The sequence below is a fragment of the Psychrobacter sp. UBA6739 genome (assembly GCF_002453835.1).
Lineage (GTDB): Bacteria > Pseudomonadota > Gammaproteobacteria > Pseudomonadales > Moraxellaceae > Psychrobacter > Psychrobacter immobilis_A.
In genome coordinates, this window is sequence record NZ_DKHR01000059.1 from 1 (window position 1) to 23,380 (window position 23,380).

At 43.5% G+C, this 23,380-nt stretch carries 19 protein-coding genes; 10 read left to right on the plus strand and 9 right to left on the minus strand.

The window, feature by feature from the left end; genetic code table 11:
* Positions 1-253: 253 nt before the first annotated feature.
* From msrAB to B2575_RS12700, 4 genes are all read right to left on the minus strand, one after another.
* Positions 254-2,068, minus strand: a complete 1,815-nt coding sequence (gene msrAB / locus B2575_RS12685) for a bifunctional peptide-methionine (S)-S-oxide reductase MsrA/peptide-methionine (R)-S-oxide reductase MsrB (RefSeq protein ID WP_296242465.1) — start codon at positions 2,066-2,068, stop codon at positions 254-256.
* A 292-nt stretch (positions 2,069-2,360) separates the two neighbouring features.
* Positions 2,361-3,269 carry an ATP-binding cassette domain-containing protein gene (locus B2575_RS12690; RefSeq protein ID WP_296242467.1) on the minus strand — a complete coding sequence of 303 codons (909 nt, stop codon included), beginning with the start codon at positions 3,267-3,269 and terminating at the stop codon, positions 2,361-2,363.
* A gap of 75 nt (positions 3,270-3,344) precedes the next feature.
* A complete protein-coding gene (locus tag B2575_RS12695; protein ID WP_296242468.1) occupies positions 3,345-5,276 on the minus strand; it encodes a glycine betaine ABC transporter substrate-binding protein in 1,932 nt (643 codons plus the stop codon).
* Positions 5,277-5,643: 367 nt separating this feature from the next.
* On the minus strand, positions 5,644-7,128 hold the full coding sequence (locus B2575_RS12700) for a coniferyl aldehyde dehydrogenase (protein ID WP_414707442.1): 1,485 nt from the start codon (positions 7,126-7,128) through the stop codon (positions 5,644-5,646).
* A 602-nt stretch (positions 7,129-7,730) separates the two neighbouring features.
* Here B2575_RS12700 and lipB point away from each other — a divergent pair.
* From lipB to ampC, 4 genes are all read left to right on the plus strand, one after another.
* Positions 7,731-8,558, plus strand: coding sequence for a lipoyl(octanoyl) transferase LipB (gene lipB, locus B2575_RS12705; protein ID WP_296242469.1), 828 nt, complete (start codon positions 7,731-7,733; stop codon positions 8,556-8,558).
* A 208-nt stretch (positions 8,559-8,766) separates the two neighbouring features.
* Positions 8,767-9,297, plus strand: coding sequence for an inorganic diphosphatase (locus B2575_RS12710; protein WP_010198287.1), 531 nt, complete (start codon positions 8,767-8,769; stop codon positions 9,295-9,297).
* A 161-nt stretch (positions 9,298-9,458) separates the two neighbouring features.
* Complete coding sequence (locus tag B2575_RS12715) at positions 9,459-9,926, plus strand: hypothetical protein (protein WP_296242472.1); 468 nt, start codon at positions 9,459-9,461, stop codon at positions 9,924-9,926.
* Between the two features lie 285 nt (positions 9,927-10,211).
* Complete coding sequence (ampC, locus tag B2575_RS12720; protein ID WP_296242474.1) at positions 10,212-11,387, plus strand: class C beta-lactamase; 1,176 nt, start codon at positions 10,212-10,214, stop codon at positions 11,385-11,387.
* A gap of 69 nt (positions 11,388-11,456) precedes the next feature.
* Here ampC and B2575_RS12725 read toward each other — a convergent pair whose 3' ends face one another.
* The 3 genes from B2575_RS12725 to B2575_RS12735 form a co-directional block, all read right to left on the minus strand.
* Positions 11,457-12,320 carry a hypothetical protein gene (locus B2575_RS12725; protein WP_296242475.1) on the minus strand — a complete coding sequence of 288 codons (864 nt, stop codon included), beginning with the start codon at positions 12,318-12,320 and terminating at the stop codon, positions 11,457-11,459.
* A gap of 336 nt (positions 12,321-12,656) precedes the next feature.
* Positions 12,657-13,049, minus strand: coding sequence for a Cu(I)-responsive transcriptional regulator (gene cueR, locus B2575_RS12730; RefSeq protein ID WP_045452174.1), 393 nt, complete (start codon positions 13,047-13,049; stop codon positions 12,657-12,659).
* A 65-nt stretch (positions 13,050-13,114) separates the two neighbouring features.
* Positions 13,115-15,592 (minus strand): heavy metal translocating P-type ATPase, encoded by a 2,478-nt coding sequence (locus tag B2575_RS12735; protein WP_296242477.1) that lies wholly within the window; start codon positions 15,590-15,592, stop codon positions 13,115-13,117.
* 150 nt (positions 15,593-15,742) lie between these two features.
* Here B2575_RS12735 and B2575_RS12740 point away from each other — a divergent pair, with 150 nt between their 5' ends.
* Positions 15,743-15,937, plus strand: a complete 195-nt coding sequence (locus tag B2575_RS12740) for a heavy-metal-associated domain-containing protein (RefSeq protein ID WP_045452171.1) — start codon at positions 15,743-15,745, stop codon at positions 15,935-15,937.
* 141 nt (positions 15,938-16,078) lie between these two features.
* On the opposite strand, the gene cadR is transcribed toward B2575_RS12740, so the two are convergent.
* Entirely contained in the window at positions 16,079-16,489 is a 411-nt protein-coding gene (gene cadR, locus B2575_RS12745) for a Cd(II)/Pb(II)-responsive transcriptional regulator (protein WP_045452168.1), read from the minus strand.
* 152 nt (positions 16,490-16,641) lie between these two features.
* Between cadR and B2575_RS12750 the strand changes: the two genes are divergently transcribed.
* Entirely contained in the window at positions 16,642-18,795 is a 2,154-nt protein-coding gene (locus B2575_RS12750; RefSeq protein WP_201605637.1) for a heavy metal translocating P-type ATPase, read from the plus strand.
* Between the two features lie 115 nt (positions 18,796-18,910).
* Here the strand turns inward: B2575_RS12750 and B2575_RS12755 are convergent, their stop codons facing one another.
* On the minus strand, positions 18,911-19,891 hold the full coding sequence (locus B2575_RS12755) for a GlxA family transcriptional regulator (protein ID WP_201605639.1): 981 nt from the start codon (positions 19,889-19,891) through the stop codon (positions 18,911-18,913).
* 108 nt (positions 19,892-19,999) lie between these two features.
* On the opposite strand from B2575_RS12755, the gene B2575_RS12760 reads away from it, so the two are divergent.
* From B2575_RS12760 to B2575_RS12775, 4 genes are all read left to right on the plus strand, one after another.
* Positions 20,000-20,545 (plus strand): cysteine hydrolase family protein, encoded by a 546-nt coding sequence (locus B2575_RS12760; protein WP_296242484.1) that lies wholly within the window; start codon positions 20,000-20,002, stop codon positions 20,543-20,545.
* 93 nt (positions 20,546-20,638) lie between these two features.
* Positions 20,639-21,553: an MBL fold metallo-hydrolase gene (locus B2575_RS12765; protein WP_201605640.1), complete on the plus strand. Its 915-nt coding sequence runs from the start codon at positions 20,639-20,641 to the stop codon at positions 21,551-21,553.
* 92 nt (positions 21,554-21,645) lie between these two features.
* Positions 21,646-22,713 (plus strand): LLM class flavin-dependent oxidoreductase, encoded by a 1,068-nt coding sequence (locus B2575_RS12770; RefSeq protein WP_296242486.1) that lies wholly within the window; start codon positions 21,646-21,648, stop codon positions 22,711-22,713.
* Between the two features lie 315 nt (positions 22,714-23,028).
* On the plus strand, positions 23,029-23,307 hold the full coding sequence (locus tag B2575_RS12775) for a peptidylprolyl isomerase (protein ID WP_060490868.1): 279 nt from the start codon (positions 23,029-23,031) through the stop codon (positions 23,305-23,307).
* Positions 23,308-23,380 lie beyond the last annotated feature (73 nt).

Genomic DNA, 23,380 nt, shown 5'->3' on the forward strand with positions numbered 1-23,380 from the left:
ATCCACGCCCTAGAAGGACGTGGTCTTACGGCGCTAGATGATAAAAGTAGTAATAATAGAAAACGCTCAGCTTTTGAGTATAACGAAGTTTGGTTGGTTTTTCATAATTCAACGGCTATAACAGCAAAAATACAACGATAATAAAACGAACCATCATGCTGTGATAGTAATTATGCTCAAGGCATCAATCATAAAAAAGACGCTAAGAATTACCTTAACGTCTTTTTATAAAGTCGATTATCAGTATTAATAGTTAAGGTTTTGCAGGCTTAACCAACTTCACTAATGGCGCATAGCCTGACTGCGGCATCACATCGACTGGAATAAACTGTAGCGCCCCGCCATTGATACAATAGCGCAGCCCGCCACGATCTTTTGGCCCATCAGGGAATACATGACCCAGATGTGAGTCTGCTACTCGCGAGCGAACTTCAGTGCGTACCATATTAAAAGCGGTGTCTTCATGCTGAGTAATGACTTGCATATCAATCGGCTTGGTAAAGCTTGGCCAACCGCAGCCAGATTGATATTTGTCAGTGGATAAAAATAGCGGCTCACCGCTTACGACATCGACATAGATACCCGGCGCAAATAAATTATCGTATTCATGACTAAAGGCGCGCTCAGTACCGGCATCTTGCGTGATATTGTATTGTGCTTTGGTCAACGTATTTTTCAATGCGCCTTTATCAAATCCTGCGTAACGCTTAGGATCTAAGGTCTCAGCAACGGTACTTACAGGTGCAAGCTTGGTACGCGCAGTACCTTCTGGTTTATCATCGGCAAGGCTTAAATCAACATGACAATAACCGTTTGGATTTTTTGCCAGATAATCCTGATGGTACATTTCAGCTAAGTAGAAATTGTCTAGCGGCTCATTTTCTACCACAATTTTTTGTTTATACTGGCTTTGCACACGTTTGAGGGCAGCATCAATCACTGCTTTATCTTCTTTATCGGTGTAATAAACGCCTGAGCGGTACTGCACACCGCGATCATTGCCTTGCTTGTTGAGGCTGGTTGGATCAATCACGCGGAAGTAGTATTTTAAGATAGTATCAAGGTCTGTTTTGTCCGCATCATAAGTGACTTTGACAGCTTCGGCATGACCTGAGCCACGAATCACTTGCTCGTAGCTTGGATTGGCCGTCTCGCCATTGGCATAGCCTGATACAGCGTCGACCACACCCTCGACGCGCTCCATATAAGCTTCTACGCCCCAAAAGCAGCCGCCTGCCAAATAGATTGAGCGCGTATTAATCGCTTTGCCTTTATCGTTATAATAAACGCCATCTTTTTGTTTGATGGTTTCAATCTTGCTGTTGTTGTCTAAGGTTTGCGCATTTGCTGGTTTAGCGCTCCCTGCTTTAAGCTCAGCAAAATCATTATTGGCATTTTCAGCGAGAGCATAGGCTTGCTCTGCCGATATATTACCTTTCACCAAATGTACCAAGTTGCCGCTTTTATCGAGTATCGCCCAGCTTGGATAAACTTGTACACCAAGCTTATTAATCAGCTCGCCTGAAGCGTCAGACAATACTGGTAGCTTTGGATAGTCAGCTTGGACGCCTGCATACCAAGTGCTAAAGTCGCCATCGGCTTTTTCGTTTAGATGACCGGGACTGACAACAGTCACGACATTTAAATCAGCGAACGTGGGATCGGTACGCCATTCTTCGGTTTCTGCCAACGTGCCCAAGCATAATGGGCACCAGCTTGCCCAAAATTTAATCAAGGTTGGTTTATTAGGATCAATGACTGCTGTCCCCGTGTCACCTAAGCCTTTTGTCAATTGCGGCAGCGCTCGCATTTGCCCAAGCATATCGGAGGGCAACATATCACGTGAGCTAGTCACTCCACTGTTTTGCTTGGCTGATTTAGTCGTGCTACTTGCATTGCTCTCCGCACTACTCATTTGTCCACAAGCGACTAATATGCCAGCACTCAGCACTGTCGTGACACCAACGCCACTGACATTCTTTAGCCAACGTGATGAATCACGTGGTGAGTCTGTCGCTAACTTATTAGTATGACTACGATCATTATGGCGAATTTTCTTATGCGGCATGCGAGGTCCTTTTTACGAAGTCTTACGATCATAAACTGAGTTTTTATGCTCGCTCATGGTCTTCTTACGTGATCAATGAGAGTGGATAAATCGAAATTTTAGCAAAGCTAATACACTATTAGAGTATCTTAATAGTATACATCGATGATGGAGTTTACTTTAATAGTAACTAATGGGCTGCTACACTTTTTTAACAACAGTGTAAGAATAATGATATAGACAGAAATCTATCATTTTGCAGGTGTAATTTATAAAACAACATTTTATAAAACAACGTCGTGTTATTTTTAAATTAAATTTTAGCACCCATAAATTGAGCCACATACTCATCAGCTGGGTTGTGGCGCAATTCACTGGGTGTATCCGTTTGTACCAAACGCCCACCATTTAAAATACTAATCCGCTGACCGACCTTAATCGCTTCATCGATATCATGAGTGATAAAGACGATGGTTTTGTTTAGCCGTGCTTGTAGCTCAAGTAGTTGGTCTTGTAATTGGGCACGAATGAGCGGATCAAGGGCAGAGAAAGCCTCGTCCATCAGCAATATCGGATTATCGGTTGCTAAGGCACGCGCCAGCCCGACACGCTGCTGCATCCCTCCTGACAGCTCATCAGGGTAACTTTTCTCCAAATTTGCTAGCCCAACTTCATTAAGCCAGTGCCGAGCAACCTCGTGGCGTTCTTTGATACTCATTTTTCGCACTCGCAAGCCGTAAGCGACGTTTTGCAGCGCCGTCATATGTGGCACCAAACCAAAATGCTGAAAAACCATACTGAGTGTCTGCTGGCGATAATGCTGTAGCGCTTTATCATTTAGCTCTAAAATATTAATAGCAGGCGATGACTTTCCATTTTCTAATAAATCAGCAGAGGGTTTGGCATTAGTGGAGGGCTTAGTAATAGTAGACGGCTTAGCATTAATAGAAGTATCAACCCATATTTTACCGCTGGTTGGGTCAATCAAACGATTGATATGGCGTATCAAGGTTGATTTTCCTGAACCTGACAAGCCCATAATACAATGCAGCTCACCTGCTTTAACGCTTAAATTGATGTCATAAAGCCCGACCGAATAGCCTGTTTGTTCCTTTACCTGAATGCTATCCATACCTTCTGCTAGTAATGCCAATGCAGACTTTGCTTGCGAGCTATTGGCATTATAAATCTTGCTGATATTTTCCAATTGAATATGATTCATGATGGCTCTCATTTTTATTTTTCTAGTTATCATTATGATTAGGGCGTGTTGAACATTCGACCATGGCACTGATAATTAACCAATGGGATGCCTGCCAGCATCGATGGTTTTTTGCCGAGCACGCTTGCCTTGACCAAATGCTTGGGTGATACGGTCAATGATAATGGCAACGATGACAATCGCCGTGCCTGCTTGTAAGCCTTGACCGATATTAAGCGTTTGAATCGATTGCAACACATCTTCGCCAAGCCCCGGTGCGCCAATCATAGAAGCGAGCACCACCATAGAGAGCGACATCATCACCGCTTGATTCACGCCCGCCATAATACTAGGTAATGCTTGCGGCAATTTAATCCAAATGAGCAGCTGCAAGTGTGTGCTACCGAACGAGCGCCCTGCTTCGACCATCTCGTGATTGACTTGGGTAATCCCCAATGTCGTCAGCCGAATCAGTGGCGGCAAGGCATAAATAATAGTGGCGAATAGCGCAGGCACTTTGCCAATCCCAAATAACATCAATACGGGTATCAAATAGACAAAACTTGGCATGGTCTGCATCACATCCAGTATCGGCGTCACAACCTTGCGAAGAATTTTACTGCCCGACATAGCAATGCCAATAGGAATACCAATAACGACGGTCACCAACACTGATACGATGAGCAGTGCCAAGGTATCAATCAATGCGCCCCATAGTCCAAATGCACCAATGAGAAACAGTCCTGCGGCGCATGCCAGTGCAAACCAGATTTTACGGACACCAAACCATGCCAATACGCTCACAAGCGCAATGATAAGCCAAGGCGGCATAGTGGTTAATAGATGCTCAATCGGTAGCAATAGATAGGTTAACGCCATGGTACTGACGGTACGAAACACATCGCCATAATTTTGGACAACGCTTGCCAATGTGTTATTAAGCGGGGTTTCAAGCGACCATGAAGGAAAGCTCGATAATGAGGTCGCTCGATTAGTGCTAGAGGCAGTTGCACCTGCAGTGATAGCCTCGCCCGTTAAGCTGATGCCTAGCTTAGCAGCAAGGTTGCTGGCTGCTTCATTAGACAACCATGCTTGCCAAACGCTCGGATATTTACGCAAAAATGCTAGTGCTTGCTCATCGCCACTACGTTTATTTTCACTCATCTCCAAGATAGCGCCATTGAGCTCATCGGAGCTAAACTGAACTTTTTTAAAGACATCAGCAAGCTCTGGATTGGATTCAATAAAGGGGGTAGATACTGCGATACCTAAAGGTGAGACAGGGAAACCAGACACACAATCGGCGGTGCCATACGCTCGTAACAAATCTTGCCAACAAGCGTCATCATGGGCAGGGAACTCTAATGGCGCAAAGTCATATTTTGCCATCAAGCCCGTAGGCTGCCAGTAATAAAACAGTAGTGGCTTATGTTGCTCAAAAGCAGAGGCAATCTCGGCGTCGAGCGCTGCCCCAGTGCCGGGATGGGCATTATTAAAGATACTGTCCAAACCTGTATTCTTCAGCAAGCGAGTATTGAAAATCTCACACGTCCAACCAGACGGACAATTCATAAAGCGTGATTTGCTAGGGTCTTCAGGATCTTTAAACAGCTCAGCATATTTAGGCAAATCTTTATAACTGCGTAGACCTGGGTTTTCTTCTAATACATATTTGGGTACATACCAGCCTTGAGTTGCACCGCCTTTGAGCGTATCACCGATGACTGCCACTTTATTCTGCTCGATGGCTTGTTCCATAATTGGCGAGCGTCCAACCCACTGCTCCCCAATTACTTGAATGTCGTTTTGTGACAATGCCGTTTCGAGTGCAGGACCAGCACCCGGCACCTCTTCAATTCTACAATCATAGCCATCTTCAGCGATGTACTTAAGCACCCCAGAGATGAACTGACCGCTCTCCCATGTCAGAGCGCCAAATTTGATTGGTGATTCGCAGGCTGCTGATGCCGATACTGGCAGTAACAACGCACTCATGCATAGTAAACTTAACGCAATCCATTGGCGCATAAGGTGTCCTATTTATAATTTTTATTATGGAAATTAACGCCCAAGTCAATAACATTATTGGTTTACGCCAAGCCTGTACTGCTTATGACTCATTCAGTCGCTGATGGCTCATTCAGTCGTTGAAAACTAGGCAACGTCTTCATCTAAAACTAATATTGCAATCGTTTAGACTCACTACAAAGTGTAGCGATTTATAGACAAGATGACAAATGCTCATTAATTTTTTATCGCTTACTTTTATACAAAAAAATAGCACCTATTGAAATAGATGCTATTTTTAACGTTGCTTGTATGATTGCTCACAATGATTAAGTATTTTTGTTTGCTTGAACGAAAGTTATGTCAACTTTGCTCGCTTTAGTATTTGTTATTTTAAAAACATTGCCATGGCTTTTTTAAACAACCCGCCATAAGGTGGCAACAACAAATTCAACCCATTCAACTTGGATTGTACAAATACTGGTTTCATATGACTAAGACGCTCGAATCCCGCTTTACCATGGTAAGCACCGGTTCCTGAATCGCCAACCCCGCCAAACGGTAAGTCATGCTGGGCAACATGTATCAGCACTTCATTAATACATAGGCCGCCAGAGACCGTATTGTTACGTACTTTCTCTAGGGCGTTATAGTTATCACCAAAAACATATAGCGCCAGTGGGCGTGGTCGCTCGTTGACAAAATGAATGGCATCATCAAGCGTATCGTAATGCATCAATGGCAAAATCGGCGCAAAAATCTCGTCCTGCATCACATCACTATCAGGGGCAGGCTCACTCACGATGACAGGCGGCATTAGACGCGTTTCGATATTAGACTCAGCATCAGTGAGCTTATGGATCCCATCGCTCGATAATGCATCTAGATAGCCTTTGACACGCTTAAATTGCTCGCCATTGATAATACGTGAGTAATCTGGATTGGTCTCAATATTTGGATAGTGCTTTTCCATCCACTCTTTTGCTAAACGGATAAACTCTTCATGATATTGGCGCTGAATCAGTACATAATCAGGGGCAATACAGGTCTGACCCGCATTTAGTGTTTTGCCCATCATCACACGATTGACAGCGTTTTCTAAGTTTGCGCCCTCTAACACGACGACCGGTGATTTACCACCCAGCTCGAGCGTGACGGGTGTTAAGTTAGGAGCCGCCGCCGCCATGACTTTTTTGCCCACAGCTGTAGAGCCCGTATAAAGCAGATGATCAAAAGGCAGCTCACTAAAAGCAACCGCAATGTCTACCTCACCCAGTACGACACAAATCATGTCTGGTGAAAAATAACGAGCAATCGCACTGGCAAATGCTTGGGCGAACTGCGGTGCCGCTTCACTCATCTTGATCATAACTCTGTTGCCAGCAGTGAGTGCATCAATCATCGGTCCTACTGCTAAAAATAGTGGATAGTTCCAAGGCACCATGATACCAACCACGCCCAATGGCTGAGGCTGGATTTCATTATGAGCTGGCATATACAGCGCTGAAATAGAAGCCCGCTGAACTTTCATCCATTTTTTACCGTGCTTTTTAGCATGACTGATACCAGTAAAGCTAGGAAACAACTCGGCAAACTGGGTCTCTGATTCGCTACGATAACCAAAGTCGGTACTGATCGCTTTCGCGAAACTGGCTTGGTTATCGCTAAGCATGACTTCTAGACTGTCTAGTTGGGTTTCACGGGTGGCCCAGTCATTGATTGGCTGCGTGCGACTGAGTGTTTGTAAGCGTGAAAATTGCGCTCGCATCTCATCAACCGTATTAGCAATACTAGGCGATTTTGGCACAGGTTGCTGCAACATATCCGTGTCGATTGAGGTCTGCTCATTCATGTTTTGATTATTATCTGTCATTTATCTTCCTTGTCATTTGCGTTGGAGTCAATATACTCTATTGGGTTAGAGACTCTGTATTTCTAGGGCTTGTCCTCATTTTAAAAATGGTGATAAACATGAGATAAATTGCCGTCAAACAAGGAAAGCAGCGCAAATAATATCGAGATATTAATAAGCTATTTGACGATGTTTGGCAAAATTTAGCCATTTTTAGCTCATTTAGAAAGCAATCGATTGAATTGAGGACACGCCCTAATCAGCGGGTTACATTGATGGCAACCCCTGAATATAAGTAATGCGATTCCATTCATTGCACTTTAATGTAGCGCATCAACGAATCAATGAACAGCACATTAAGTTGACTCCTGCGTCTGTATGAAATAAGTGTCTATAAACACGCATCACAATGCTAGAAATTTCATATTAAGCACTGAGAAATTTTGCTTATTATGGCTACTCCGTTAGGGCATTTATCAGTGTTTTGATTGTTGAGTTTTACAGCGTGACAAGAGATAATCTTGGGTGCCAATCGCAAAAACTGCTACACTCACTATCGATATCACGACTGAATATCAGTGATACACCTCTTCGAACCAGACCACAATAAGACTGCGACTCTCATGCAAAACACCACGCAACAGCTTAATGACACACTGATCAGCAAATCTCTAATAACAGCCGATTACGTTCCCACTCTCGATGCGATGCTAGCACGTACACTTGCGCGTATTGACTTAAAAAAACAGCAAGGACTGCGCACACCTGACGAGTTATGGATTGTCGATCACAATGATGTCTATACTTTAGGGCAAGCAGGTAAAGAAAAGCACATCTTGCAACGTACCAATACGCCTATTATAAAAACGGATCGCGGCGGCCAAGTGACATGGCATGGTCACGGGCAGCTGGTTATTTATTGGTTGTTCGATTTGAATAGCTTGGGCTGGAGTGTGCGCAACTTGGTCTCGCATGCCGAGCAAGCAATCGAAGACGTCATTAATGACTGCTTGCAAAATCCTGCTTCATCAGACACGACAGCCATTAGCGCCCATGCGCGCCGTGATGCACCCGGTGTTTATCTATATGCTGATACATCTTTAGCGGATGACAGTGACAATACCGATACACTAGCCAACAGTACCTCCGTCGATGATAAAATTATGCTTGGAAAAATGGCATCGTTAGGCTTCAAAATTAAACATGGATTTAGCTATCACGGTATCGCGCTTAATTTAAATTGTGACTTGTCCGCATTTAATGCGATTAATCCGTGCGGCTATGCGGGGATGCAAATGTTACGGTTATCCGACTTTGTGGCTATGCAAAAAGAGTCAGATGAACAAACTGGTGAAGCCTTAAGCTATGAGCAAGTGACCCAAAAACTTATTGATAACATTGCTAAGCGTCATGCCGGACTCATTGAGCTACGCGCACTCGCACCCAAGTGAGTTCTTTGAGTCCGTTTTTGCATAATCTTTTTTTGCATAATATCGTGCACGCTTAGACTTAAGCATTGTGAGAAAATTTGAGTCAAACTTGTTATAATCGCAGGCGGCACATATTGGGCACAGTGATAATATCGCAGTGCCGCGACGTTATTCTTTTATCATCACTTATTATTCAAGCACTTAAAACAAAAGCAAATTGGAGTACTTTATGGCAGATTTTAATAAAATTTTGGACGCAGGCGATGTAGACGGCGGCATTATCAACGTAGTAGTAGAAATCCCAGCTGGTAGCAGCCATAAAATTGAGTGGAATCGTGAACTGGCGGTATTTGAGCTTGATCGTATTGATCCACAGATTTTTGCCAAGCCTTGTAACTATGGTTTTATCCCGCAAACGCTTGACGAAGATGGTGATGAGCTTGATGTGTTATTACTGACTGAGCAGCCGCTACCAACTGGTATTTTCTTAAAAGCCAAAGTCATTGGTGTGATGAAGTTCGTTGATGATGGCGAAGTCGATGACAAGATCGTCGTCGTACCTGCTGACGACCGTGATACAGGCAATGCTTATAACAGCCTAGCGGATCTACCAAAGCAGCTAATCAACCAGTTAGAGTTCCATTTCAGCCACTATAAAGATCTGAAAAAACCAGGTACTACGGTCGTTGAATCTTGGGGCGATGTTGCAGAAGCAAAAGAAGTCATCAAAGAGTCGATCCAACGCTGGAAAGACCTATAGGTCATCAAAAATTGGTAGAAATACTAATAAAGGATAGCTATTAAAATGCCGCAGTCATTATCGTGATTGCGGTATTTTTTTGATTGAATATTACTGCTGTAAAATGGTTATAATAATCAACACTATCGATGCCTATTTTTCATATCGCCATAAGGACAGTCATGTTTAACCCCGACCCTAGCTCAAAATCAGTCAATCCAAAGCTGCCAAGAGACGTCATCATGATGATCGAAAAAAACAATTTAGTGATGGCGATCAAGACTTTGGCGGCAGACGAAGACATTAGTATGGATGATGCCAAGAATAGGATTGATGCCTATGAGACACAACTAAAGATGAAGCAGCAGCAAAAACTCAACACTATCGCCAGCAAGCAAGGCATTCCTAACCATGCTATTAGCTTTGATAGAGAGCAAGGTACTGAGGATGAAACTGGACAGCTGATAAAAAATCGCGTCAAAACAACTAAGCAAAGTCGAGGATTCAAGAGCCTACAAAATGGTGTGGACAGCCAGCTTAATGATTTAGGCTATAAAAAACCGCTGATACCCTATTGGCTGAAACGGCTATTGGTGATTGCCATCATTATGGCTGGATTATTTTGGATATTATGGCGGGTATTTGGTTAACTAGGACAGGATATCGTCGTGTTAAATTTTTTATAGTCTGTTATAAGTGGTTCCATTATAGCAGTCTGTTTTAAGTGCTCTGTTAATAGGTTTGAAGGGTGAAATAACTGGTTCCCTTGGGGTATGCCCTAAAGCATCCAACCCATGATAACAAGTCGCTGAGATTGTCGGGGATTCAGCATTCTGAGATAATGTAAAAAGTCATACCCGAATTGAAAGCGAAAAGCTATTTGCATACGCATTAAATTCTTAGCCCATCTATCAGAATAAACAAGAAGCCCTATAATGAAAAAATCCGTTCAAATCCTTTTAAATCAAGTAGGACTTACCGCTTTATTAACAGCAGCATTACTGTCTGGAACCGTACATGCAGCTGACAGTGATGATCTTCTGAAAAATGCCGTTGATCAGCAAGCCAGATCGTTAATGAACGAACATGATATTTCAGGGATGGCTTTTGGTATTATTATTGATGGTAAATCACACTTCTATCATTATGGTTTGGCTGATAAAAAAGCTGGCAAACCTGTGTCAGAGGACACTATTTTTGAGCTAGGCTCAATCAGTAAGACGTTTGCGGCTACCTTAGCCAGTTATTCAGAATTAAAGGGCACACTTACATTAGAAGATACCGCTGACAAATATATTCCCTACCTAAAAAACAGCACCATTGGCAATACTAAGCTTATAAACCTAGCCACCTATTCAGCTGGTGGTCTGCCGCTACAAGTACCTGATGACGTTAAAAATAATAAACAGTTACTCCGTTATTATAAATCTTGGCAGCCCGTCTTTCCTGTCAACTCAAAGCGTTTGTATTCCAATGCCAGCATAGGATTGTTTGGTTATATATCGGCATTGAGCATGGACACTGACTACACACAGCTTATGGAAGAAAAAATACTGCCGTCGCTCAATATGCCCAACACCTTTATCAATGTGCCTAATGACAAAATGGCAGACTATGCATTTGGTTATAATACTGCTGGCGATGCTATCCGAGTCAATCCTGGTATGTTAGACGCTGAAGCCTATGGCATTAAATCTACCATTAAAGATATGACGCAGTTTATGGCGGCTAATATGCGGTTGGTGCCGCTGGATAAAGATATTCAGCAAGCGTTAGATAATAATAGAAAGGGTTACTATCAGGCGAGCACTTTTACCCAAGGGTTAGGATGGGAGATGTACCCTTATCCGACTAAGCTAAATACCTTACTCGAAGGCAACTCAATGGACGTGGTTCTAAAGCCTCAAGCCATTACAACAGATAATCATCCAACGCCTATTTTAAACAACGTCTGGGTCAACAAAACAGGTGCTACTAATGGGTTTGGTGGCTATATCGCTTATATTCCTGCCGAAAAATCAGGCATTGTCATTCTGGCAAATAAAAACTATCCCAATGCAGATAGGGTCAAAGCAGCGTATACGATTTTAGAGAGTGCGATAACTCATTGATTGAGCATGAGTCACAAAGCGACCCTTCACTAATAACCCAGCTAGATACTGGGTTATTATATTCAACTTTTAAGAGCAGCCTTCCACCAAATAAATCGCTTCTGGTATACCAATATCGATGCTTTCTACCTCCCCTTTTAATAGGTTTTTATTGTCTGCTGTCCACTCAGTCGCCTTAATCATAGAATCACTCAGCTTTTGACCACCCTTGATATGATATTCAATTTGTAGCGGCAGATTATCCTGTTTATTATTAAGCTTAATATTGTCGTCTTTTAAGAATTCTCCAAGTGGGCTTTCTTTTATCACCTTAAAATTGACGTTAGCAATCAGGCTATAGTAGTCACCATCAACTGCATATTTATCGACCTCGTAGCTAAGCTCGTCATTATGTGCTTTCATAACGTCTGAGGCTAAATTACCAACGTTGATGTCTTTATAAAACGGGATGCTTGGATCCTGAATACTGATCAGAGCAACTTTACCATCTATGATTTGATATAACACAGAAGCGCGTTCACCGTACTCTTTATCGACATAGCTCAGTTCTGAATTACTGACGTAATAGCATTGTTCGTTATCGCTCTTGGCTTTGGTCATTCCTAGGCTACTTAGCAATTCAGGAGTAATCATCTGACCGAAGCTTAGTTTTTGATACCCTGATGGGCTGACGATTTGCTCATTAGCTATATCTGCTTCGTTAGCTTGTGCTTTATCCATAGCCCTCGTATTTGTAGGCCCCGAATTGACAGATATCTCATCATTCTTAGCCATGTCTTTATCTATATTATTCGTTTGCGCAGTGCCGTCATTATTTGAAGATGAGGGCTGTGAGTCACAGCCTGTCATCAGTTGTACAGTACCCATTAATAAAGCAGAAGCCATTGCCGTTTTGAATATAGGAAATGATGATTTTAAATGAAAAAATAACATGACTTAATTCCTGAGTTTGGATCATTGATATTAATATATACCTCAATGAACCCTTTATAAATTGTCTTTCTTATGCTCAATTTCATTTAAGATAACGTTTGATCGGTGCATCTATAGCGCACCGATCACGAATAGAATATGTATGGTAAGTACACTATGAAGTACACTGTGACTATTTCAGCGAGTTAAAACGTTGATACCATTAGCCTACAGCCAAAGATTCAAGTCCTCACTAGGGAACCATAGCCTTAATTTTTTCTGAAACTATTTTTTTAGACACATTTTTTTCAGACTGAGATATGCATAAAAAACAGGTAAGATTATATCTAATTTACTTTATTTATTCTGTTCAAGATCTTTTAGTATGGCACAATCGGCGTTTGCATCACCTGAGCAATGATCAGCAGAAACCTGTAATAAGCTCACCATATCTTGCAATTGAGCTATTTTTTGGTTCAAAGTTGCGATATGTTGCAGTGTCAATTGTTTAACATCAGCACTCTGCCGATCTGTATTTTTCCGCAAATCAAGTAACTCTTTCATCTGTTTGGAGGAAAAACCTAAATCACGAGCCTGTCTCAAAAAGCATAAGTCTTTTATATCTTGTTTAGAATAGATTCGATATCCTGAATTTGAGCGTTTTGCGGCATCAAGTAACCCAATCTGTTCATAATAGCGGATCATTTTGGGAGAGATTCCTGATTGCTCTGACGCTTGACCGATATTCATAACTTTCCTCCTGATATAAAAAGGGTTAAAGCCAAACGGCTACTTTAACCCTATCTTAATACAATCTATGCTTTAATCGTTGGCACCTGAAAATACTTTAAGCGTAAGGCATTACCTAGCACAAAAACAGAGGATAGCGCCATTGCTCCTGCTGCAAAAATTGGTGACAACAAAATTCCAAACGCTGGATACAAGACCCCTGCAGCAATTGGAATCAGAGCAATATTATAGAAAAATGCCCAAAATAGATTTTGTCGAATATTTTTGATGGTCGCTTTACTTAAAGCAATCGCATTAGGAACCCCTTGTAAACTACCCGACATCAACACTACATCTGCGGCTTCAATTGCCACATCTGTCCCTGTCCCAATTGCCAGTCCGACATCAGCTTGAGCAAGAGCGGGCGCATCATTGATACCATCACCAACAAAAGCCACTCGCCCATATTGTTGTTGCAGTTGACATATCGCATCTACTTTTCCATCAGGCAACACTTCTGCGATCACTTGATCAATATGTAATTTTGCGGCAATCGCTTGCGCAGTATGGCGATTGTCGCCTGTAATCATTGCTACTTTTAATCCCAGTTGATGTAAACCTGCAATAGCGGCATAAGTGCTGTCTTTAATAGGATCTGCAACGGCAATAATGGCTGCTAGCATCTGGTCAATCGCGACATATATAGGGGTTTTAGCTTCTTGTCCTAAGTGCGTGGCTTCGTCTTTAAAGGGAGTAACATCAAGTCCTAATTGCTGCATATAACGATCAGCACCAATATGAACGGCTTGACCTTCAACTTCTGCTTTGATGCCAAATCCTGTCACAGAGTGAAAAGTGGTAATCGGTAATAAGCTAATATTTTGTTGCTCTGCGGCCTGAACAATGGCTAGGGCAATGGGATGTTCAGATTTTGCTTCGACCGATGCCACAATGCGCAAGACTTGCTCACGTTCGAACCCTTGTTGGACATAAAAGTCTGTCAAGGTTGGTTTGCCTTCAGTCAATGTACCAGTTTTATCGACCGCAATGACTTGAACTTCCTGTAACGCTTGTAATGCTTCACCTTTGCGGAATAAGACGCCCATTTCTGCGCCGCGACCTGTACCCACCATAATGGAGGTGGGGGTTGCCAATCCCATTGCACAGGGACAAGCAATGATTAGGACGGCAACGGCGTTGACGAGACTAAACGTCAACGCAGGGTCAGGACCAAAAATAAACCATACAGCAAAAGTCAGGGCCGCTAAGAGCATGACCATGGGAACAAACCACATAGTGACTTTATCGACCAATGCCTGAATCGGTAATTTAGACCCTTGAGCCTGTTCAACCATGCGAATGATTTGCGCCAATACCGACGATTCTCCAATGGCAGTTGCCCGAAAATTTAAGTTTCCATTCTGATTGACCGTGCCGCCTACCACTTGATCACCGACTTGTTTTTTGACAGGCACGGGTTCACCTGTAATCATGGATTCATCAATATAACTTTGACCTTCAACGACTTCACCATCGACTGGAACACGCTCACCGGGTCGAATCTCAACGATCGTTTCTGTGGTCACCTCTGCAATCGGTACTTCAATCACTTGCCCATTGTGGTGAATACGCGCTGTTTTTGCTTGCATACCCACTAGATGTTGAATGGCTTGAGAGGTACGCCCTTTGGCTTTTGCCTCAAAATAACGCCCTAATAAAATTAAGCTTACAATCACAGCTGCCGCTTCGTAATAAACATTCACAGTGCCTTCAGGTAGAACTTGTGGAATAAATGTTGCGACTAGCGAAAAACTATAAGCCGCTAGTGTTCCAACAGCCACCAATGAATTCATATCTGGAGCAAAGCGCCATAATGCTGGAATACCTTTTTGATAAAAACGTCGCCCTGGAAAGATAAGTACCAGCGTGGTCAAAACAAATTGAATCAGCCAGCTTTGTTGCGTGCCGATATTATCCATGACCCACATATGAAAAGCTGGAATCATATGTGATCCCATTTCTAGAATAAAAACAGGCACGGCTAGAATTAAAGAGATCGCTAAATCTCGTTTCAGCTGCTGCTGTTCCGTGGCTTTTTTATCCTGTTGAACACTCACACTCTGCTCAATCTGCTTAGCCGTGTATCCCGCTTTTTTAACGGCTTGAATCAAATCGCTGCTCTGTACTTGAGCGTTGCCTTGTACCCATGCGCGTTCGGTAGCAAGGTTGACGTTTGCTTGTTGTACGCCCTCGACTTTTTTTAATGCTTTTTCTACCCGTCCAACACAGGAAGCACAAGTCATACCTTCTATCGACAGCTCAATCGGCTGAGAGGCCAAGACCTTATAACCGGTTCGTTCTACGGCTTTGGTTACTGCGATAAGGTCTAAAGGTTGAGACGAGGAAATCATGGCTTTTTCAGTCGCAAGATTCACCTCAGCATTTTCAACACCTTCAACTTTTTTTAATGCTTTTTCCACCCGCCCCACACATGAAGCACAGGTCATACCTTCAATGGGCAATGTTTCATTGTAAAGATAAGACTTACTATTTTCTGAGTTCATAACACCCTCTATCATGTTCAATCTGTTATCAACAGCATAGAGGTTGACATAATGGTAAGGTCAAGCGTGTTTTTTAAAAATGTGTTTGGCCTTACCATCATGACAAGGCTTAAGCTTAGTGATGAAATAAAACTTATTTGGAGAAAGGCTATGAAACTATTAATTGTAAATATGAAATGTGGCGGTTGTGCTCGTGGTGTGACAGCAACCATTCACGATATCGACTCAAACGCCAAGATTGACATTGATTTAGCAGCCAAAGTGATCAGTATCGAAACCATCGCAAGTGTTGAGCAGATGACGACTGCTTTAGCAAAGGCTGGCTTCCCTGCACAAGTGCAATGAATCAGTCTGATAGACGCGCAGTCTATACGATTAACAGAAAGGATTATGGGCTGAATCATTTTGAATTTATTGACCATGCGCGTTTGGTGATAGGTCTACTTTTACGTATGAAAAGTGGATAATGTTACCAAAATGAATACTTTATTTATGACAGGAGTTATCGGCAAGCGCATGCAATATTCCGCAGGATTCAGCTAGCGCTTCACTTGCGCATTTTTGCCGCAACGCTAGTAGATGTTGCTTTAATTGTACCAGCTCTTCCATACGTGTTTCTACCGCATCGATATGCTCATCCAATAGCACATTGACCTCACCGCAGTTTTCCTCAGGTTTATCTCTATACTGAAGCAGGGTTCGTACTTCATCCAAAGTCATATCGAGCGTACGGCAGTGCAGGATAAATTGTAGACGCTCAAAATGCGCCTCATTGTACAAACGATAGTTGCCTTGGCTACGCGCAGGCTCTGGTAATAACATCTCTTTCTCATAATAACGAATGGTTTCGACCGTCGCACCGGTGCGCGTGGCAAGCTCGCCAATTTTGATTAGCATGTGTATCTCCTTAAATAGTATTTTCTATTATCTAAAACAATAAAGTAACTATAAGGTTTGCTGATAAAAAATCAAATCTCTTTGTCGTTAAAAGCCTTGACCCTGAAGCTACTATAGGGTTCATAATGTTTTTAATAAGAGGATAAATAACTATGCAATATCATATTGAAGGTATGGACTGTGCCAGTTGTGTTGGCAAAATTGAGCGGGCGCTCATACGTATGCCAGGCGTCTCTGGGATTCAGTTAAACTTTTCGACTCAAAAGCTAGAATTAACCCTAGAACCTGATACGAGTACTGACGTTAAAGAAATCGAAAAGACTATTAAGCGCTTAGGATTTGGTGTATCAGCGTTAACGAGTCAACAAAATGAGATGGGAATTGATGGTGGTCAAGCAGCGGTAAATAATCAGCGCTGGTGGCAAACCGTAAAAGGCAAACAGGTTATTGGTACTGGGCTTTTGATGAGTGCCGCATATATGTTGTCTTTAATTTTACCTGAATATGGCGCATGGGTTTTTATTGCCGCTGTGGCTATCGGTGTCCTACCATTTGCCCGTAAAGCTTTTGCACTGGCGTTAGTAGGTTCGCCTTTTTCAATTGAAATGCTCATGTCTGTTGCGGCTATCGGCGCCCTTATCATTGGAGAGGCAGAAGAAGCTGCTGCCGTGGTGTTTCTATTTTCGGTTGGTGAGCTATTAGAAAGCGTCGCAGCTGATCGTGCGCGCGCTGGCATCAGAGCGTTATCATCACTAGTGCCAAAGACGGCTATTTTATTGGACGCGCAAGGACAACAATGTCAGGTGGCAGCGACTGCATTACAGATTAACGATAAGGTGCTTGTGCGTCCCGGTGATAGAGTTTCTGCTGATGGGGTGATTATTCAAGGGATATCTAGCCTTGATGAGTCACCTGTGACAGGAGAATCTGTTCCTGTTGCCAAAACCATAGGCGCTGAGGTCTTTGCTGGATCTATCAACGTTGATGGAGTACTACAAATACGCGTAGAAAAAACAGCGGCAGATAATACGATTGCGCGTATTATTGAACTTGTGGAGCAGGCGCAAGCGTCCAAAGCACCGACTGCACGCTTTATTGAAACCTTTAGCCACTACTATACGCCTATCGTTATGGCGATTGCAGCGCTGGTCATTATTATCCCACCTCTACTGATGGGAGCAGAATGGGGAATATGGCTATATCGCGGTTTGGCGCTATTACTGATAGCTTGTCCTTGTGCCCTTGTGCTGTCAACACCTGCCGCTATTGCCTCAGGTTTGGCTGTCGGCACGCGCCATGGACTGCTTATCAAAGGCGGTAATGTCATGGAGTTGGTGGGTCAGGTCAGTACTGTCGCTTTTGATAAAACGGGTACTTTGACTGAAGGAAAACCACGGGTAACCGATGTTATTGGTTTTAAAACAGCGCATACCGCTGCTGAGGGTCACGATAAACTACTGTCACTATTTGCAAGCGTCGATGCTGCTTCTAGTCATCCACTTGCTAGGGCTATTGTGGATCATGCCAAAGCCGCTAAGGTAGTGATACCGGATGCCTCTAATGCTTTTGCTACGGCAGGCAAAGCCGTTCATGCCACTGTCGCTGGACGCTCTTTGGCCATCGGCTCACCAGTCTACGTCGCTGAGAAAGTGATGTTGCCAGCTGAGCAGCAGATTCAGATTGAGACGCTACAAAACGACGGTAAGACGGTTTCTATTTTGTTTGATGAGCAAACGAGGGAGGCGCTCGGATTGGTCGCTCTACGTGATGAGTTACGAGAAGATGCACAGCAAGCTATTGCACAGCTCAATAAGATGAACGTGCGCTCTGTCATGCTCACAGGTGACAATAGCCGTACGGCAAAAGCGCTAGCCAGTCAGTTAGATATAGAGTGGCAAGCTGAGCTGTTACCTGAAGACAAGCTACGTCTACTCAGAGAGATGCAAAGCAATAGTAAAATAGCGATGATTGGTGATGGTATCAATGATGCACCCGCTTTGGCAGCGGCAGATATTGGCATTGCGATGGGAAGTGGCACGGATGTGGCTATCGAAACGGCTGATATTGCCCTATTAAAAAGCCGCGTAATGGACGTTGCTAACCTTATTGCCTTATCCCGCGCCACCATGAGAAATATCCATCAAAATGTCATATTTGCACTTGGGTTAAAAGGCATATTTCTGATAACCACTGTGCTCGGCGTGACAGGACTTTGGATTGCTGTGCTAGCAGATACTGGTGCTACGGTACTGGTCACGCTGAATGCATTGCGTTTACTGCGTTTTAAAGGAGTGTCTTCCCGTTAATGATAGTTAAAGAATAAAACGGTTATGGCTACATCAGTGGCCGTTTTATTACATCTAACTCTTACTTATAAGCAGTCAATGTGCCTACCTTTAAAAAAATCATTACCTAAACCTATCACGCCTTATTCGTATTAAATCTGCGCCGATACTCACTTGGCGTCAAACCAACAAGGCGCTTAAATATTTTACGAAATGCACTGGCATCACTATAACCCACCTTCCACGCTATTTGCTCAACAGGAGATGATGAGAACTGTAAAAAGTCTTTTGCCTCTCCGATGCGTAATCGCTGACAATATTCTGTGGATGTCATGCCCGTCGCCTTATGAAAGCGCCGCAGAAAAGTACGCTCTTCTAACTGCGCGCAATTGGCTAAGGTAGATAAATCAATATCTTGTGCATTGGTTCTTTGTAGCCAATGCTGCACTTTTAATATGGCTGTGTCTCCATGGGTGAGGTTAGGTGAGAAAGCACTGTAATAACATTGTTCACGCCTTGAGGGGTCAATTAACAACATACGAGCGGTCTCATTCATCACCTGAGAACCAAGAAAGCGATCCACCATCCTAAGTCCCAAATCTGTCCAGGCCATCGCACCACCAGCGGTCACAATATCACCGTCTTCGATAATAATGCGATCGACATCGAGCTCCACATCAGGGAAACGCTGCTTAAAATCCTCTACATAGCCCCAATGTGTGGTTGCCTTGCGCTTAGATAGTAGTCCTGTTTCGCCCAATAAAAAAGCACCGGCGCAGACGGACGACAGTATCACCCCTGTCGAATGCTGCTCTTTTAGCCATTCTAGCCAAGGTTCTGATGCTTGCTTTGCAATCGGTGCTTCTAACGTGGGTGGAATGATGACGGCTGTTAATTTTCCTACGCTATCAGGATTGCTCGAAAAAGTGCAAGTAGGCTGCTGCTCAGCACCCTTAATCTCCCAGTGACTCACTTGTAGAGGCAGATCTGTTGTATCTTGACGTTTGACGGCGAGTTTACTGGCAACCGTCAGTAAATCAGTCAGGCCAAGGACAGCGGCCATTTGTGCTTTCTCATAGACGATCAAGCCAATTTCAATAGCATGTTTTTGATTCATATGTCGTTATTAACCTCTTATGTGTCGATGTAGCCACTCGTTAGTGTAGCATAGTACTTGTAAAATATACGTCTATACAGTCACTTCCATAAACAAAAAGGAATTATCATGAACACACAAGCACTGATCGTTGTCGACATTCAAAATGAGTATTTTCCACAAGGTAACTTATCACTCGTAGGTATTAACGAAGCCGCTGATAATGCCGCTTTGGTGATTGCGTCTGCGAGAGAAAAAGGTCATACCGTCATTCATATCCGTCATGAAATGCCTGCTGATGCCCCGATCTTCACGCCTGGTACTGATGGTGTAGAGATCAATGAAAAGGTAAAACCAATAGAGAATGAAGCCGTCATCACTAAGCATTATCCCAATTCGTTCCGTGAGACCGATCTGAAAGAGTTATTAGATCAACAAGGTATCAAAGAAGTGACTGTGATTGGCGCCATGAGCCACATGTGTATCGATGCCACCGTTCGTGCGGCAGTAGACTTTGGCTATACCACGACTTCCGTCCATGATGCCTGTGCCACGCTTGATCTTGAGTTTAATGGCACAAAAGTACCCGCTGCTCAGGCTCACGCCACCATCATGGCAGCGATTGAGTTTCTATATGGCGAAGTGATTGATACTCAAACGTGGATTGCGCGTTAATCCAAAGTTGTTAATCAAATCATGATTTAGTAATGAAATAGACTCTTAAACCCTATTGCCATTAAGAAGAATTTTCTCAATAAGGTAACTATTATGAATATCGTAAAATCACTGACCGGCACCACACTGTTAAGTGGCGTCATGTTGTTAACGGCATGTACCACCTTTGCCAGTCCAACAGCAAATTCTAACGCGGTAAAACAGACAGTGACCAATACCGTTCAATTTCAGCAAATCCGTAATGCCACGATCAAGCTTGATTATGCTGGCACCACGTTTTTAGTGGATCCGATGCTAGCAGCTAAAAACGCTTATCCAGGGTTTGATGGCACAGTAAATAGCCAAATACGCTATCCAATGGTGGATTTGCCGATGACTGTTGCCGAAGTGCTTAAGGCGGATGCCATTATCTTGACGCATCTTCATGCTGACCATTGGGATGATGCCGCACGCAACCTCGTGCCTCGTGACATGCCAATTTTTACCCAAGATGAAGCCGATGCGGTAATCGTACGTAAAGATGGTTTTACCGATGTCAGAGTATTAACTGAGCAAGGGGTTGTGTTTAAAGGCACTAGAATCAATAAAACCATCGGGCAGCATGGCACTGATGAGATGTATAAGGTTGCGCCATTAGCTGAACTGCTGGGCAAAACGATGGGACTTGTGTTTCAAAAACCAAACTACAAGACTGTCTATGTCGCAGGGGATACCATTTGGAATAAGGAAGTGGAAGATGCACTCACTCGCTATAAGCCTGATGCGGTCATCCTTAATACAGGCTATGCGAAGTTAACTACCTTTGTTGATGACTCTATCATCATGGGTAAAGACGATGTATATCGTGCGTATAAATTCTCTCCTAATGCTCAGATTGTGAGCGTGCATATGGATACGGTAAATCATGCCACCCTCACAAAAGCAGAGCTGCGCCGCTTTATCGAAGAAAAGCACTTAGACAAGCAGCGTGCGCTTGTTCCTAATGATGGTCAAACCTATAAATTCTAGTGCTTGATGGCTGAGTCTTTAAATCTTTCTTGTGTGGCAATACCCAAAGTGTGTTGTCATGCATCGTTAATAAGATAAAAATGAGATCGTTTATGAATATTCCAAATCATTCAGGCAACGCCCCTTTCGCTCTTTCGGTGCTCGACAATGCCTTCACCGGCGTTGGTCACACGGCAGAGAACACCTTTCAAGAGATGATTGCACTTGCAAAGCTGGCAGACAAAAGGGGTTTTCAGCGGTTTTGGATGTCTGAACATCATGCCATGCCGGGGGCTGCGGTTCCTTCGCCGCAGATGATGGTGGCTCGGCTGACTGGAGAAACTGAGCGCATTAGACTTGGTGCAGGCGGTATCATGCTACCCAATCATGTGCCTTTGGTCATCGCTGAACAATTTGGTATGCTCGATGCGATGGCGCCAGGACGAATTGATCTTGGTTTGGGACGGGCGCCGGGTACGGATGGCGCAACGGCGTCAGCTTTGCGTCGGCATCAGGCAGCAAACGATGAATTTCCTCAGCAAGTTGCAGAATTGTTGGGCTTTTTAGAAAACAGCTTTCCAAAAGACCATCCTTATAGGGAGGTTCATGCGGTGCCAGGTCCGTGGCAAGCTGAGCAAAACCGAGTGCCACCATCAAAGACCGCCACTGATGTTTGGATCCTGGGGTCATCGACTTATTCAGCCCACATGGCAGCACAGCTTGGCAGACCATATGCGTTCGCTCTACAGTTTGGTAGTGCTGATGTTTTAAATGCGATGCGCATTTACCGAGAAAACTTCCGTCCTTCAAAAATTCTAGCCAAGCCATATAGTTTGGTCAGTATTGGTGCGATTGCAGATGAAGATCCTGTAGAGGCACGTCGCCAATCAACATCGTCTGCCATGGCAATGTTAAGAATGTTCCAGCGCAAACCTTTTGCTTTGCTGCCTCCTGATGAAGTGGCGGCTTTTCAAGGCAATATGCAAGAGCGCCAGATTATTGAGCAGTATACCGATCAAACCCTTCATGGTACTGCTGATGAGGTCGCAAAAGGTTTAGAGGATCTTCAGGAGCAGACAGGGGTGGATGAGGTCATGATGGTGGTTCAGGGCTATTCGCGCCGCGCCCAATCGCGCACTGTTGAGCTAATCGCAGATCATTATGGTATGCCAAGTCACTAGATCCTGTTGGGAATAACGATATTAAAAAGTTAGCAAAGCGCTTAATGCCTAACCATTAGGCTTGATTGGGCTCGTAAGCTACCCTTGATTCTTAGCTCAGATCAAGGTGCGATTGATCTGCTCATGCACATCTACCCAAATGCATTGCACCGATGTAATGACAGCGACACTCAAAAGACACCGATTCTCATCCAAATAGTAGCCCCTGTGTAGATAATGAATTTTGAGAAAGTAGCGCATACAAGTGAAGTTAGCAACCAAGATAAGCCGTGATATAATGCCCCGATAATTGATATTTTATGAAAGGTTTACATTATGGCTCGTACAGCTAGCGCATTACACATTTTAGTAAAACACAAAGAACAGGCTGAAGATATTATTGCCAAGCTTCAAAAAGGCGCTAAGTTCGATGTGCTGGCGAAACGACATTCAACCTGCCCATCAGGTAAAAAAGGCGGCAGCTTAGGTGAGTTTCAACAAGGCGACATGGTACCAGCATTTGATAAAATCTGCTTCAGCGGCAAACTCTTCACCCCACATTTGGTAAAAACCAAATTTGGCTGGCATGTGGTTAAAGTACTTTACAGGACATAAGCGTTGGGGGCGGAGCTTTCATTATAAGCCGACTGACATATGCCTTAAACATTATCCTGACTCATACAGGATC

Coding starts and splice junctions, on each gene's coding strand:
- msrAB (WP_296242465.1), bottom strand. CDS start 2,068: ATGCCGCATAAGAAAATTCGCCATAATGATCGTAGTCATACTAATAAG.
- B2575_RS12690 (WP_296242467.1), bottom strand. CDS start 3,269: ATGAATCATATTCAATTGGAAAATATCAGCAAGATTTATAATGCCAAT.
- B2575_RS12695 (WP_296242468.1), bottom strand. CDS start 5,276: ATGCGCCAATGGATTGCGTTAAGTTTACTATGCATGAGTGCGTTGTTA.
- B2575_RS12700 (WP_414707442.1), bottom strand. CDS start 7,128: ATGACAGATAATAATCAAAACATGAATGAGCAGACCTCAATCGACACG.
- lipB (WP_296242469.1), top strand. CDS start 7,731: ATGCAAAACACCACGCAACAGCTTAATGACACACTGATCAGCAAATCT.
- B2575_RS12710 (WP_010198287.1), top strand. CDS start 8,767: ATGGCAGATTTTAATAAAATTTTGGACGCAGGCGATGTAGACGGCGGC.
- B2575_RS12715 (WP_296242472.1), top strand. CDS start 9,459: ATGTTTAACCCCGACCCTAGCTCAAAATCAGTCAATCCAAAGCTGCCA.
- ampC (WP_296242474.1), top strand. CDS start 10,212: ATGAAAAAATCCGTTCAAATCCTTTTAAATCAAGTAGGACTTACCGCT.
- B2575_RS12725 (WP_296242475.1), bottom strand. CDS start 12,320: ATGTTATTTTTTCATTTAAAATCATCATTTCCTATATTCAAAACGGCA.
- cueR (WP_045452174.1), bottom strand. CDS start 13,049: ATGAATATCGGTCAAGCGTCAGAGCAATCAGGAATCTCTCCCAAAATG.
- B2575_RS12735 (WP_296242477.1), bottom strand. CDS start 15,592: ATGAACTCAGAAAATAGTAAGTCTTATCTTTACAATGAAACATTGCCC.
- B2575_RS12740 (WP_045452171.1), top strand. CDS start 15,743: ATGAAACTATTAATTGTAAATATGAAATGTGGCGGTTGTGCTCGTGGT.
- cadR (WP_045452168.1), bottom strand. CDS start 16,489: ATGCTAATCAAAATTGGCGAGCTTGCCACGCGCACCGGTGCGACGGTC.
- B2575_RS12750 (WP_201605637.1), top strand. CDS start 16,642: ATGCAATATCATATTGAAGGTATGGACTGTGCCAGTTGTGTTGGCAAA.
- B2575_RS12755 (WP_201605639.1), bottom strand. CDS start 19,891: ATGAATCAAAAACATGCTATTGAAATTGGCTTGATCGTCTATGAGAAA.
- B2575_RS12760 (WP_296242484.1), top strand. CDS start 20,000: ATGAACACACAAGCACTGATCGTTGTCGACATTCAAAATGAGTATTTT.
- B2575_RS12765 (WP_201605640.1), top strand. CDS start 20,639: ATGAATATCGTAAAATCACTGACCGGCACCACACTGTTAAGTGGCGTC.
- B2575_RS12770 (WP_296242486.1), top strand. CDS start 21,646: ATGAATATTCCAAATCATTCAGGCAACGCCCCTTTCGCTCTTTCGGTG.
- B2575_RS12775 (WP_060490868.1), top strand. CDS start 23,029: ATGGCTCGTACAGCTAGCGCATTACACATTTTAGTAAAACACAAAGAA.